This window comes from Paenibacillus sp. JDR-2, assembly GCF_000023585.1.
In the GTDB taxonomy this organism is placed as follows: domain Bacteria; phylum Bacillota; class Bacilli; order Paenibacillales; family Paenibacillaceae; genus Pristimantibacillus.
Genome location: NC_012914.1, coordinates 6,865,546 through 6,878,880, shown reverse-complemented (window position 1 = coordinate 6,878,880; position 13,335 = coordinate 6,865,546). Strand labels below are relative to the sequence as shown.

Below are 13,335 nucleotides of genomic sequence, written 5' to 3'. Positions count from 1 at the left end.
AATGAAAGGTGATGACAAGGGTGTCTTTAATAACTAGATTTTTAAATAGAAGATTCTATTATTTCGTTATTATTCTGCTGATCAAAAGTATCGTTGCCCGCGATGTCGTCTTCGGCAACGGGTTCTCGTGGCTGACCATTATGACGGAGATTCCGTTCTTTGTTGCGGTATTCTGCCTGATTGAGTTTTTTGCCGGCAAGCGCAAGATGCTTTACTACATGATCGTCAATTTGCTGTTTACGGCCTTATATTTCGCCATACTGATGTATTACAAGTATTACGGCATTATCGTCAATACGGATGCGTTAAGCCAGGCTAACAAAATGGCTGAGGTAGGGGAAAGCACCTACTCGCTGATGGATCCTTATTATCTGCTTATTTTCCTTGATATTATCGTTATTTCGGTCGTTCTTATTCTGCCAAGATTCAGGAAAGCCCGCCAGGATGCGCAGCTGCGTCCGGTAAGAAGCAAAGCATGGATGGCGGTATTCGCCTTGTCCGTTGTCGTCTGCCTGGTGAACGTATGGCCGAACCGCGCGAGCATGAACGAGAACAAGCAGGCCGAAGAGATGGGCCTTCTCGATTACGAAGTATACAACATCATTGATAAAATGATGGAGAAAGAACCGGTTACGCCGATCGACCAAATTACGCAAGCGAAAATCGATGAGCTTAAAGGCATCACCGAGCAAACATCGCCGAAATATTTTGGTGCCGGAAAAGGCAAAAACGTTATTATTCTTCAAATGGAATCGTACCAAGACTTCCTAATCGGCTTGAAAGTAGGCGGCGTGGAAATTACGCCTAACATGAACAAGCTGGTTCAAGAAGCTACCCACTACAAAAACTTCTATACGATGGTCGGTCAAGGCACAACTTCCGACGCGGAGTATGTAGTGAATACATCGTTGTACGTGCCTAAGCACAAAGCAGCGACAGACGTAAACGTCGACAAAGCACTGCCAAGCTTACCGAAGCTGATGAGCGCAAACGGCTATTCGACCGCTACGTTCCATACGAACGCGGTTGAGTTCTGGAATCGTACCGAGTTGTACTCGGCTCTTGGCTGGGATAAATATTACGATCAAGCCTTCTATGGCGACGAAGACCATGTAGCCTTCGGCGCTTCGGACGAAGTGTTGTACTCGAAGACTCTTCCTGAGCTTGTGAAGATGGATCAGGCAGATAAGCCGTTCTATGCACAGGTGATCTCAATGAGCGCGCATCATCCTTACAACATTCCGACTTCGAAATACCGGATTGAGCTTCCTGCGGAATTCAAGGACGACAGCCTTGTAACCCGTTATCTGAAAGCACAAAACTACGCAGACTATGCGCTCGGCCAATTTATCGACGGTCTTAAATCAAGCGGTCTGTGGGATGACAGCATTGTCCTCATGTACGGTGACCACCAAGGTCTGCCTCTGTACTCGCTGGATGATGACGAAAAAGCGTTGATGAAAGAAATGCTCGGTACCGATTACGGTCACACCGAAATGTTCAATATCCCTCTTATTATGCACGTTCCGGGCGTAACTCAACCGTCCGAAGTGGATAAAGTGGGCGGTCAAATCGATATTCTCCCAACCGTTGCTAACCTGGTAGGCGCATCGCTGTCGAACCAGATTCACTTTGGCGAAGATCTTCTGAACCAAAGCTCGGAGCTGATTCCAATGCGTCACTTCCTGCCTAGCGGTTCGGTTATCGACAACGAGAACCTGTTTATTCCGGGTATCGAATATAAAGACGGCACGAACCACAAAGTGGTCGACGGCACGGAAACAACGGAAGGCGGCGTAACCGAAGACGAGTACAACAGAGCACTTGAGCTTCTGCACTTATCGGACAGCTACGTTCAGCAGCTTCCTCATAAATAGGATCTAAAGTGAAAGGCAAAGGCCCCCTTAGGATAAGGGGGCCTTTGTTTGTTCTTTTTTGCTGTAACGCCAAGTAGAGAAGAGCTGAATGGCAGCCGCCAGGAAAAAAGGAAGCATATGCTCGCCTTCATCGATCATGCGGCCAAAGGCACCGGGCCACAAAACGGCTCCAAGCCGGATAAGGAAAGACGCTAATCGCGAGGACCAGGTGCGCTGCTTCCGTATTGGCTGTTCGTTCATCATAACGGCATACCGGGTGCCTCGCGTGCCAAGGTTGAACATGCTGCTTAACACATAGAGGCTGGCGGCGGTAACGAAGGAAGGCGTGAGCGGCAGCAGAAGCACGCATGCCGCGCCGGCCAGCTGCATGCCGACTACCGGCTTGATTGGCCCCATTCGTTCTGACGCATGCATCAGGGCATAAGATAAAGCCCCGGCTAGCAGGTAAGACAGAGCAATGACCAATCCTACTTCGCTGGCGGATACCTGAAACCGTTCGGAAAACCAATAAGCACTCATGGTGCTGGTCAACGTGACGGCGACCGTCTGCACCATGTTCATCATGCCGGCCATCTCTTCCGGCGAGCCGCCGGCTACCCGGATCAATGCAAGGGCAATGAGCAGCAGGAAGAGCAGTACGGGCATTAACGCGGAGAGAAGCGGCAGATCGGCTTTGCCTCTGACAAAGAGAATGAGGAAGCCCAGCAGAATAACTCCGCCAATCAGCAGCAAGGACTTACGTCTGCTTATGACCGGTTTGACGGAAGGAGATAGAGTAGCTGATGCTGAAGCTGCAAGATTGGACTCCTCGGCCGTGGCTGCACGGCGCCTTGCTCCGCCTTGAATAGAGAGTAACAGCGCTGCACCGGCTGCGGCACATAGGGCGGGAAGGATAAATAAAAGCCGGTAGGCTTTCTCATCCGGCAGCCAGGCCAGGAGCAGAGGAGTCAGGCAAGCGACAAGTGCTCCAATTCCCATCCCCGCATAGCCGAGCAGCGCATGCTTGCCAAAAAGGATGTTCAGCTTGCGGGAGAAGGCGCCAAGCCATCGCCTTTCTATAGGGGCCGCCGGACCGCCTGAGCCGCTGTGGCCCATGCCAAAGCCGGCAATGATAACGGCTAGGCATAGCGGCACCGTACCGCTTGATAGAATGACAAGTAAAGCAGCGGCTGCCGTTAAGCATTCATAGAGCAGCAAATATTTTTTTGGACCTAGAAGAGCGTTTATTTCCGCGGTAAAGGTTGTGATGAGAGTACGGAATAGACCGGCTGCCGCGAATAATCCTCCGATCGAGGCTCCGCTCCAGCCTAGATCCTTCAAATACAAGCTTGTCTCGACCGCCGCAAAGCCTTGTCCAATACTGCGAAGCAGGGCAATCAGCTGCAATCTTCTTAATGTGGGATGGTGACCAAGCCAATTGTTCCATTTCTGTATCTGTAACCGTATTAGTGCCGGTATCATAGGAATCAGAGGCTCCGTTCTTAGGGCAGGATTATACAGCTAGTGTACAACATCCTCCTTGACATCTATTGTCAGTGATTAATAATAAGAGCAAGATTAACTGTCGGAAGGAGGGCTGGACATGAGGGCTGACCGGCTCATATCCATATTGATGCTGCTTCAGCTGGAGGGGAAGAAGACGGCCGCGGAGCTGGCAGAGCGCCTTGAGGTATCGGAGCGTACGATTTACCGCGACATGGATGCGCTCAGCCTGTCGGGCGTTCCGGTCTACGCAGATTCCGGCGCCGGTGGCGGATTCTCGCTCCCGCCTAATTACAAAAGCCCGATAGACGGCTTAACGACGCCCGAAATTCAGGCCTTGTTCCTATATGCGGCTGAGGGATCAACGGATCAGCTTGGGATAGTCTCCGCCCTTCGTTCCGCGCTGCTCAAGCTGATGCAGGCGCTGCCGGAGCAAAGCCGCGAGGATGCCGCCTGGATCCGGCAGCGAATTCATATCGACCCGGATTCCTGGCAGCGGGAAGAGAAGGCTTTGCCGCATTTTGCCGCCGTTCAAGAGTCAATCATGCAGCATTACGCGGTAGAGATCAGCTATCGGAGTCGTGACGGCGCGGAAAAAAGCTTAACCGTTAAGCCTTACGGCCTTGTAGCCAAAGCCGGTATCTGGTTTCTGATAGGAGAAGGCGATCAAGGGGTGCAAGCGTACCGGTTATCCCGCATACAGGGCTTAAAGATTACCGAAGAGAAGTTCGAGCGGCCCGAGAGCTTTGACCTGCAGGGTTTTTGGAAAGAGTGGGTGACTCGTTACGAAGCAAGAATCATCACGAACAGCTGAACTTATTCAGTTTATGTGATTATTCTTTTTAGGAGGCTCTAAACATGAACTATGATGCGATCGTGATAGGCGCTGGTCTTGCGGGACTTGCGGGTGCGGCAGAGATAGCGGATGCCGGGAAGAAGGTGCTGCTGCTCGACCAGGAGCCGGAGGCTTCGCTTGGCGGCCAGGCATGGTGGTCGTTTGGCGGCTTGTTCCTGGTGGATTCGCCGGAGCAGCGCCGTCTTGGGATTAAGGACTCCCTGGAGCTGGCCTGGCAGGATTGGCTTGGAACGGCGGGTTTCGACCGGGAAGAGGACGAGGATTATTGGGGCAGGAAATGGGCGGAAGCCTATGTCGCCTTTGCAGCCGGAGAGAAGCGGGAATGGCTGCGGGGGATGGGCATCCGCTTCTTCCCGGTTGTAGGCTGGGCGGAACGCGGGGGTTATCTGGCCGAGGGGCATGGCAATTCGGTACCGCGGTTCCATATTGTCTGGGGAACCGGCCCTGCGATCGTGGAGGCCTTCGAGACACGCATCCGCAAGCATACGGCGGCAGGGACGTTGACCTATCTCCCCCGTCACCGGGTGGACCGCCTGCTTCAAAAGGACGGTGCTGTCACCGGAGTCAGCGGCTCCGTGCTTGAGCCAAGTGCGGCGGCGCGCGGCGAAGCAAGCTCAAGAACGGCCATTAGCGAGTTTGAATACGAAGCGGCTACCGTACTGGTGACAAGCGGCGGCATTGGCGGCAATCACGAGCTGGTACGAAAAAGCTGGCCAAGCCGGCTTGGAGAGCCGCCTGCCTCTATGCTTTCGGGTGTTCCGGCCCATGTGGACGGGCGAATGCTTGGCATAACGGAGGAAGCGGGCGGGCGGATCGTGAATCGGGACCGGATGTGGCATTACACGGAAGGGATAAAGAACTGGAATCCAGTCTGGGCGGGCCATGGCATCCGTATTTTGCCCGGCCCGTCCTCCATCTGGCTGGATGCAAAGGGCCAGCGGTTCCCGGCGCCTAACTTCCCGGGCTTCGATACGCTTGGAACGCTGGAAACGATCCGGAAAACCGGCTATGATTATTCGTGGTTTATTTTGACGCAGAAGATCATAGAGAAAGAGTTTGCCTTATCCGGCTCGGAGCAAAACCCGGACCTGACGGGCAAAAGTATCCGGCAGGTGCTGTCGCGGGCATTGCCCGGAGCTTCGGGTCCCGTTCAAGCGTTTATGGATAAAGGCGAGGACTTTATAGTAGCGAATGATCTCTCCGAGCTTGTGGCGGGAATGAACCGTCTGACCGGCGAAAATCTGCTGGATTACGAATCGATTAAACGGCAGCTTGTTGCGCGGGACCGCGAGATCGACAACAAATTTACGAAGGATCTTCAAATTACCGCGCTAAGAGGCGCCCGCCATTACATCGGCGACAAGCTGATCCGGGTAGCCGCTCCGCATAAGCTGCTGGATCCGAAGAGCGGCCCGCTTATTGCCGTCCGCCTGCATATTGTAAGCCGCAAGACGCTGGGCGGGTTGCAGACCGATCTCTCGGCGCGCGTGCTGAACGCGGCGGGCGAGCCTGTTCCCGGCCTTTACGCCGCGGGCGAGGCGGCGGGCTTTGGCGGCGGAGGCCTGCATGGCTACCGCGCGCTCGAGGGAACCTTCCTCGGCGGCTGCCTCTTTACGGGCCGGACTGCCGGCCGCGCCATCGCAGAGGTAGCGGCCCGAAGCTGAATCCTATAAAAAGGCTGCCCGTAAGCCATTGGCATACGGGCAGCCTTTAAATTATTTCTTGAGCAGCAGGAACAGGAAATACGGCGCGCCGATCAGCGATACAACGATACCGGCCGGCAATCCGCCCGCGATATCGATTTGACGGCCAATCGTATCGGCCAGAACCAGCAGCCATCCGCCGAACAGAATGGATATCGGAATAAACAATTGATTTCTCGGACCTACAAGAGCCTTCGCGATATGCGGAGCAAGCAGACCGATAAAGGCGATCCCGCCCGTGACGGATACGGCGGATGCCGCAAGCGCAACCGCGGAGAAGAGCAGCACCAGGCGCTCTCTGGTCAGCGAGATGCCCACCCCAACCGCGACGGGTTCGTTTAACGCCAGAATGTTAAGGCGGTTTGCTTTGTAAAGCGTAAACGGAATAAAGATGGCGAGCCATGGCCACATGGCATTAATAAATACCCAATCCGTTCCCCAAATGCCGCCCGCGATCCACTTGGCGATAAAATCCACTTTCTGGCGGTCAGCCGAGGACATGAGCACGATCATGACGCCGCTAAGCGCCATTTGGAAGCCGATACCCGTCAGCACCATGCTGACCGGCTGGATGCCGACATGCTTCTTCCAAGAGAAAAGAGCAATAAGGACCGCGGTTGCAAGACCGCCGAGAAAGGCAACAACCGGCAGGGCATACACGAACGGACCGGCTTCCGTCGGGAAGAACAGGAAGAAGACCGTAATGGCAACGCCAGCCCCCGAGTTAATGCCAACAATGCCGGGATCGGCCAGGTCATTGCGGGATACCCCTTGCAGAATGGAGCCGGATAAAGCAAGCGCCATGCCGGCGAGTAAAGTAATGATGACGCGCGGCATCCGTATGTCGAACAGGATAAAGTTTTCTTTTTTCGTGCCATCCCCAAAAAGTACCGGGATCAGCCTTTTAAAGGTCAAGGTGGAGTAACCGAGACTAAGGCTTGCAATGATAGTCGCAAGAATAAGCAGAAGCAGGATCCCGAGAATAATGCGTTGTTTTCGAACCATATGCGATAAAATCATTTCAGCGCTTTGCCTCCTCTTCTAACGATGATGAGGAAGAAGGGCAGACCTACAACCGCAATCACGGCTGCTACAGGTGTTTCGTACGGCGCATTGATGGTCCGGCCGATCAAATCCGCAAGAAGCATAAAGGAAGCACCTGCAATAACGGACATCGGAATGGAGTAACGATAGTCCTGGCCGACAATAGCCCGCACGATATGCGGAATCATCAGGCCCAGAAAAGCCAGGTTGCCGACCAGCGCAACGGAAGCGCCGGCGAGCAGAATCGTAACCGTAAACAGGATGACTTTGATCAGACCCGTCTTTTGACCGAGACTGGTCGCCACATCTTCGCTAAGACTAAGAATGGTGAGCTGCTTCGACATGACAATGGCAATAAGAATGCCGGCTACGATTACCGGAACAATCGTCTGAAGCTGTCCCCAAGACGTTCCGATCAGACCGCCGGCGGTCCACATGTTGACGTCCTTGGATACCTTGAAGGTGAGGCCGATGCCTTCGGCAACGGCGTACAGAAACGTAGAAACAGCCGCTCCCGCCAGTACGATCCGAATAGGGGAGAAGCCGCCTCTTTTTGCCGCGCCGATTCCGATAACAAGGATGGAGCCAAGGGCCGCGCCGATAAAGCAGGCAATCATAATACCGAAATAATTGATATGAGGGAACAGCGCAACCGTTGCTGCAAGGGCGGCATTCGCTCCGGCCGATAAGCCGAGAAGCCCCGGATCGGCTAAAGCATTCCGGGTCACGCCTTGCATAATGGCGCCGGATACGGCCAAGGCCGCACCAACAAAGATTGCCGCGATCTCGCGCGGCAGCCTAATTTCGCGCAAAAGCGTCACCTTCTCACTTGTATCGTGAGGTGACGTCAGCGCGAGCCATGTATCATGGACCGTGGTGTCGGCAGCGCCGAACACCATGGCCAAGAAGAAGATTGCGACAAAGAAAACGATCCCTGCAAACAGTTTATATACAAATGGAATTCTTCGTCTCGTTTCCTGTATCATCGGCTTATTTCCCCAGGAACTGCTCTTTGAAGAAGTTCAGCTGATAGTCAAGGGTAAGCGCATCGTTGAAATAGAAGCCTTTGGCATCCGCCGTATAGACATGGCCGTTCTTGACTGCCGGGATGTTTTTATAGGTTTCGGTTTCCGTGAACGAGCTTGCCGTGTCTTTCGTCTGGCTGAAGATCAGATAATCGCCGACGTATTCAGGCAGAACCTCGAGGGAGAGCGAATACCAGCCGTCTTTCATAGCCATTTCCTTTACTTTCTCCTGCATCTTCAGGCCCATTGCCTGATACAGAATCTCTGTGCCGCGGCCCCAGGCATCGCCGAATACGTAAAGATCCTTGTCGAAGTTCTCGATGACCGTAACGGTAGCGTCCTCGCCAATCTTCGCTTTAATCTCGCTGCCGATTTGAGCTGCGCGGGCTTTGAAATCTTCCACCCAAGCCGTTGCTTCTTTCTCCTTGTTGAGCGCCTTGCCAACCTCAATGAACTGCGTCAGATAGTCGACTTTATTGTAAGTAAAGATAACCGTTGGAGCGATTTGCTTCAATTTATCCACGTTTTTTGTCGTGTCGAGGCCGATAATCAGGTCCGGATCAAGCTCGAGAATTTTCTCGGGATCCTCTTCGGATACAACCGCGACGCCTTTCAGCTTGTCTGCGAAATTCGGGTTATCCATCGACCAAGAGTCAACGCCAACCAGAGGAACGCCAAGCTGCAGGACATCCCCTACGAAAGAGGACAGAACAACGACGCGCTGCGGGTTAGCGGGTACTTCGATAGGGCCGCTCTCCGATTGGAACGTAATCGTGCCTGTCGCATCGGAAGCCGTGTCCGCCGACGGAGATGCGTTTGCCGCCCCGGCATTGTTTGTTGGTGCGGTGTTCTCCGCTCCGGCATTATTGCCCGAGTTGTTGTTTCCGCATGCGCTCAGAATAATAACGAAGAGCATCATGAGGGAGATAAGTGCTTTTTTCATGGGTGTGTAAACTCCTTATAATAGAATGGAATACATAAACAACGAAGGCTATATACTAAATTTAACACTCATTCAATGATAATGATTATCACTATTAGTGCCATTTACTAAATTATAGTGATTCGGCCCAATTGTCAACCGCTTATTGAAAAATATTCTCAAAGGACTTATACTATTGATAATGATAATCAATTACGACGGTGCTTTTCCGAGGAGGAACGTTCATGACGCAAGAAGAGTTGTATGACGTAACGGTAATCGGGGGCGGTCCTGCGGGGCTTTACTCGACTTTTTATAGCGGACTTAGAGAATTGAAGACAAAGCTGATCGAATTCCAGCCGTTTCTGGGCGGCAAGGTTCATGTGTATCCGGAGAAAATGATCTGGGACATTGGGGGGTTAACGCCAACGCCAGGCGCGCAGCTGATCGAGCAATTGGTGAAGCAGGGACTTACTTTCGATCCGGAGGTTGTCCTGAACGAAAAAGTCGAATCCATTACCAAGAACGAAGACAATATCTTTGAGCTGCATGGCTCGTCCGGACGCATCCATTATTCGAAGACCGTTATCGTTGCGGTTGGCGGCGGCATTCTGAATCCGACTAAGCTTACGATTGAAGGCGCGGAGAAGTTTGAGGTAACCAACCTTCACTATACCGTAAAATCATTGAAGAGATTTAAAGACAAGAACGTCGTGATCTCCGGCGGCGGCAACTCGGCCGTTGACTGGGCGATGGAGCTTCTGCCATTCGCGAAGAAGATCTACATTACATATCGCAAAGAGGCCTTGTCCGGGCATGAAGCGAATGTAACGACATTGCTGAACAGCCCGAAAGTCGAGTGTTTGTTCCATACCGAAATTTCGAAGCTGCTGGCGAACTCCGGCGATGAGCTTGTTGAACACGTCGAGCTTACGAACAGCAAGTCCGGCGAAGTATCCCGTCTTTCTATTGACGAGGTTGTTATCAATCACGGTTACGACCGGGACTCCTCGCTGCTGGAGAACAGCAAGCTGAATATCGAGATGGTCGACAATTGGTATGTGAAGGGCGATGCAAGCGGCGAAACTTCCGTGCCGGGCATGTTTGCAGCGGGGGATATCCTGATGCATGACGGCAAGCTGCATCTCATTGCAGGCTGCTTCCAGGATGCGGCGAATGCGGTGAACAGAGCGAAGTCCTTCATTCAACCGGAAGCCAATAAATACGGAATGGTCTCATCCCATAATGAATTATTCAAAGAACGGAACCGCGAGCTCGTGAAGCAGCTGATGGTCTAATATAGAGCAAGGACGGAGCAGCCCGATAGCTGCTCCGTCCTTTTTTTGTGCCTGCTTATTGCCTGTGCGATAATGGCTGTAGTACCTGCAAATAAGGGAGAGATCCGAGAGATGGAAGAGAAGCCGGCGAAACAAAAAATTAAAGCGATTGTGACCGGAGCGACGGGCATGGTAGGAGAAGGCGTCCTGATGGAATGCCTGAAACATCCCGATGTTGAGCAAGTACTCGTTATTACGCGCCGGCCTAGCGGCGTTGCGCACCCGAAGCTGAAGGAAATCATACATAAGGATTTTCACGATCTGACCCCTATTCAGCATGAGTTAAAAGGCTACAACGCCTGCTACTTCTGCCTTGGCGTATCCTCCATCGGCATGTCGGAGGCCGACTATACCCGTGTCACCTACGATCTTACGATGCATGTCGCCCGTCTGCTCTCCAGCCTGAACCCGGATATGGTGTTCTGTTATGTAACGGGCGGCGGCACAGACAGCACGGAGCAGGGCAAAAGCATGTGGGCGAGAGTAAAGGGAAGAACCGAGAATCACCTGCTGCAGCTGCCGTTCCGACGGGCCTTTATGTTCCGTCCGGGCTACATGCACCCGAGCAAAGGACAGGTAAGGGTTCCGAAGTGGGCCAAAGCGTTAACCTGGCTGTATCCGATCCTAAGGCCGCTCTTCCCGAACCATCTCATTACGCTGCGTCAGGTAGGCCTCGCCATGATTCAGACTTCGTATACCGATTATGACCGTCCTATTCTCGATCCGAAAGATATTATTGCTCTTGCGAAGGAAGGCAGCTGACGACCATCACATCCATATTCCGGCCGCCCTGCAGCAGCTTCTTCATGATGGATGGCCGGAACAGCCGCGCAAGCCAGCTGCTTTTTTCCTGGGCAACGATCAACTGCGTGCTTTTCCGGGCGTTGGCATGGGTGAGCAGAAAAGCCGGGATATCACGCGTCTGCTTCATTTCTTTCCGGACAAACATTCCGCCAAGCTGTTCCGTTAACTGCTGCAGCTCCTTCATGCGGCGGTCTACCGCCGCTTGTTCCGTTTTGCCGTTATGCACGGCCATGACATGCCATTCCGCCTTCAGCCGGTAGGCGATACGGAAGCCCCTTCGGATCAGCCGCTCTCCCTGCGCAAGATCGGTTATGGCTACAAATATGACCTCCTGCCTGCGCCAAGGACCGCGTAATGCTCCTGTACGCTCCCATGATTCCAGCCGTTCATCCACGTCGTCGGCGATTTCGCGTAAAGCCAGCTCCCGTAGGGCAATCAGATTGCCTAGCTGAAAAAAGGCGCCAAGCGATTCCTCGACCTTGTTCATCGGATAGATTTTACCCTGCCGCATCCGCTCCTGCAGCGCTTTGGGCGATACATCAATAAGCTCAACCTCATCCGCCAGGCGAAGCATACGGTCCGGAACGGTTTCTCTCACCTTTACTCCGGTAATTTGCTCAACGGCATCGTTTAAGCTCTCGAGATGCTGGACGTTTACGGTTGAAATAACCGAAATGCCGGCATCCAGAATGGCAAGGACATCCTCATACCGCTTCTTATAATGACTTCCCGGCACATTCGTATGGGCCAGCTCGTCAATGAGCACAACCTCTGGAAAACGGCTCAATATCGCGGAAACATCCATTTCTTTAAGCTGCGTACCTTTATAAGGGATAGCGGCTTTAGGAATCTCCTCAAGATCGCCGATCTGCTCCAGGGTCTCCTTGCGGCCATGCGTCTCGAGGAGGCCAATGACAACATCAATGCCTTTGCGGAGGAGGACATTTCCTTCCCTCAGCATCGTGTAGGTTTTGCCGACACCTGGCGCGGCTCCGATGTAGACCTTGAAGGTGCCCCGTTTGAGCCGATCCGTGGTTTGCTGCTGCTGGGCGGGGCTAAGTCTTTTATAAATGGGTTCCGGAGTAGTCCGATGCTTGGCAGGCAGGATCCGCTCGCCTTCCGCTTCGGTACGGTCCGCTACGAAAAAGACGTCGATACGGCGCGCATAGCGCAATATTCCGTTAACAACCGAGCCGTGAAGCAGCTCCTGCAGCGGCGTATGCTTCGAATGGCCAAGCACGATGCGGGTCACTCCGTGATCCATCGCGTATCTGGCCATCTGTTCGGACAGATGGCGCCGGTGCAGATGGGGAACGGCGAGCTCCTCAAAGCCTGCCCCAATCTTCTGGGTAAGCTTGATTATGGACCGTTTGAACGCAGTCGCTTCCTTCGTCATTGCTTTGTCCGCTTTGACGAAGGAGACGACAAGCAGCTCTCCGTTCAGCCTCCTGGCGACCTGCTGGCCCCGCCGGATATGGATTGAGCCATTCCAGTGATATTGCGCGGCAACCAGAATCCGCTCGGCCGCGCCTGACGGACCTACTAAGCCCTGCTGTCTCCGGTGGTCCTCAAGCGAATCGTTCACATCCTCCGCCATCAGCCGCAGCGCAAGCTCTCGCAGCTTGCCAAGATTGCCCCTAAGCAGCAAATGGGGGGAGCTTGCGTTGCGTAAATGCCCTTCATTCAAGCGTGTCAGTATCGTTTCCGGCGATACGTCGATTAAGCGGACCTCATCGGCCAGCTCCAGAATATCATCGGGAACCGTATGCTCGGCCTCGATGCCGGTCAGTTGATAGGCCAGGTCCGATACGCCGTTCAGCTCATACACGTTAAGCGTTGTAATCACGCTGATGCCGCACTCCAGCAAATGACGAATATCGTCAAGGCGGGTAGGAAGGAGACTGTCAGGCCGGTTTCGGTGCGCAAGTCCGTCCACCAGCACAACCTCGGGATTGCGCGCTTTAATAGCGGCCAGATCAAGATCTTTGCGCTGGCTGCCGTCCTTCTCCCAACGAATGCTGGGAATCCGTTCCAGCTCGGCAAGCTGCTCCATCGTCTCCGGCCGTTGCATCGTGGAGACGGCGCAGGTGACTACATCAATGCCCTGCTTCCGCAGCTGCTGGCCTTCGCGCAGCATATGATACGTTTTGCCGGCACCGCTGACCGCCCCGATATAGATTTTGAGCCGTCCGTGGTGCAGCTTCGTTATGGCTTTCAGGAGCTCTTCGGGTGTTTTGCGGCGATAGCTGTCGTTCATGTCCTGTCATACCTCCTCTCCGTAAACC

The 13,335-nt window shown here is 53.5% G+C and carries 10 protein-coding genes; 5 read left to right on the top strand and 5 right to left on the bottom strand.

Annotation, left to right across the window (positions count from 1 at the left end; genetic code table 11):
* Nucleotides 1-20 precede the first annotated feature (20 nt).
* Entirely contained in the window at nucleotides 21-1,877 is a 1,857-nt protein-coding gene (locus PJDR2_RS30185) for an LTA synthase family protein (RefSeq protein WP_015847542.1), read from the top strand.
* Nucleotides 1,878-1,904: 27 nt separating this feature from the next.
* On the opposite strand, the gene PJDR2_RS30180 is transcribed toward PJDR2_RS30185, so the two are convergent.
* Entirely contained in the window at nucleotides 1,905-3,338 is a 1,434-nt protein-coding gene (locus tag PJDR2_RS30180) for a hypothetical protein (protein WP_015847541.1), read from the bottom strand.
* A 121-nt stretch (nucleotides 3,339-3,459) separates the two neighbouring features.
* On the opposite strand from PJDR2_RS30180, the gene PJDR2_RS30175 reads away from it, so the two are divergent.
* Together PJDR2_RS30175 and PJDR2_RS30170 are read left to right on the top strand one after the other, a co-directional pair.
* Complete coding sequence (locus PJDR2_RS30175) at nucleotides 3,460-4,173, top strand: helix-turn-helix transcriptional regulator (protein ID WP_015847540.1); 714 nt, start codon at nucleotides 3,460-3,462, stop codon at nucleotides 4,171-4,173.
* A gap of 44 nt (nucleotides 4,174-4,217) precedes the next feature.
* A complete protein-coding gene (locus PJDR2_RS30170; protein WP_015847539.1) occupies nucleotides 4,218-5,879 on the top strand; it encodes an FAD-binding dehydrogenase in 1,662 nt (553 codons plus the stop codon).
* A 51-nt stretch (nucleotides 5,880-5,930) separates the two neighbouring features.
* On the opposite strand, the gene PJDR2_RS30165 is transcribed toward PJDR2_RS30170, so the two are convergent.
* From PJDR2_RS30165 to PJDR2_RS30155, 3 genes are read right to left on the bottom strand one after another with little or no spacing between them, the layout of a single operon-like run.
* Entirely contained in the window at nucleotides 5,931-6,938 is a 1,008-nt protein-coding gene (locus PJDR2_RS30165; RefSeq protein WP_015847538.1) for a FecCD family ABC transporter permease, read from the bottom strand.
* On the bottom strand, nucleotides 6,935-7,948 hold the full coding sequence (locus tag PJDR2_RS30160) for a FecCD family ABC transporter permease (protein ID WP_015847537.1): 1,014 nt from the start codon (nucleotides 7,946-7,948) through the stop codon (nucleotides 6,935-6,937). Before PJDR2_RS30160 ends, PJDR2_RS30165 begins: the two co-directional genes overlap by 4 nt.
* 4 nt (nucleotides 7,949-7,952) lie before the next feature.
* Nucleotides 7,953-8,930 carry an iron-hydroxamate ABC transporter substrate-binding protein gene (locus PJDR2_RS30155; protein WP_015847536.1) on the bottom strand — a complete coding sequence of 326 codons (978 nt, stop codon included), beginning with the start codon at nucleotides 8,928-8,930 and terminating at the stop codon, nucleotides 7,953-7,955.
* A gap of 224 nt (nucleotides 8,931-9,154) precedes the next feature.
* Between PJDR2_RS30155 and PJDR2_RS30150 the strand changes: the two genes are divergently transcribed.
* Nucleotides 9,155-10,207: an NAD(P)/FAD-dependent oxidoreductase gene (locus PJDR2_RS30150; RefSeq protein WP_015847535.1), complete on the top strand. Its 1,053-nt coding sequence runs from the start codon at nucleotides 9,155-9,157 to the stop codon at nucleotides 10,205-10,207.
* A 111-nt stretch (nucleotides 10,208-10,318) separates the two neighbouring features.
* Nucleotides 10,319-11,008, top strand: a complete 690-nt coding sequence (locus PJDR2_RS30145; RefSeq protein WP_015847534.1) for an NAD-dependent epimerase/dehydratase family protein — start codon at nucleotides 10,319-10,321, stop codon at nucleotides 11,006-11,008.
* Here PJDR2_RS30145 and PJDR2_RS30140 read toward each other — a convergent pair.
* The gene (locus tag PJDR2_RS30140) at nucleotides 10,980-13,307 is read right to left on the bottom strand and encodes a histidine kinase (RefSeq protein WP_015847533.1); all 2,328 of its coding nucleotides are present in this window, start codon (nucleotides 13,305-13,307) and stop codon (nucleotides 10,980-10,982) included. The genes PJDR2_RS30145 and PJDR2_RS30140 overlap by 29 nt on opposite strands.
* Between the last annotated feature and the right edge of the window lie 28 nt (nucleotides 13,308-13,335).

Bases quoted from the DNA above. Each gene is read 5' to 3' on its own strand.
- PJDR2_RS30140 (WP_015847533.1), bottom strand. From the start codon at position 13,307: ATGAACGACAGCTATCGCCGCAAAACACCCGAAGAGCTCCTGAAAGCC.
- PJDR2_RS30145 (WP_015847534.1), top strand. From the start codon at position 10,319: ATGGAAGAGAAGCCGGCGAAACAAAAAATTAAAGCGATTGTGACCGGA.
- PJDR2_RS30165 (WP_015847538.1), bottom strand. From the start codon at position 6,938: ATGATTTTATCGCATATGGTTCGAAAACAACGCATTATTCTCGGGATC.
- PJDR2_RS30160 (WP_015847537.1), bottom strand. From the start codon at position 7,948: ATGATACAGGAAACGAGACGAAGAATTCCATTTGTATATAAACTGTTT.
- PJDR2_RS30155 (WP_015847536.1), bottom strand. From the start codon at position 8,930: ATGAAAAAAGCACTTATCTCCCTCATGATGCTCTTCGTTATTATTCTG.
- PJDR2_RS30150 (WP_015847535.1), top strand. From the start codon at position 9,155: ATGACGCAAGAAGAGTTGTATGACGTAACGGTAATCGGGGGCGGTCCT.
- PJDR2_RS30180 (WP_015847541.1), bottom strand. From the start codon at position 3,338: ATGATACCGGCACTAATACGGTTACAGATACAGAAATGGAACAATTGG.
- PJDR2_RS30175 (WP_015847540.1), top strand. From the start codon at position 3,460: ATGAGGGCTGACCGGCTCATATCCATATTGATGCTGCTTCAGCTGGAG.
- PJDR2_RS30170 (WP_015847539.1), top strand. From the start codon at position 4,218: ATGAACTATGATGCGATCGTGATAGGCGCTGGTCTTGCGGGACTTGCG.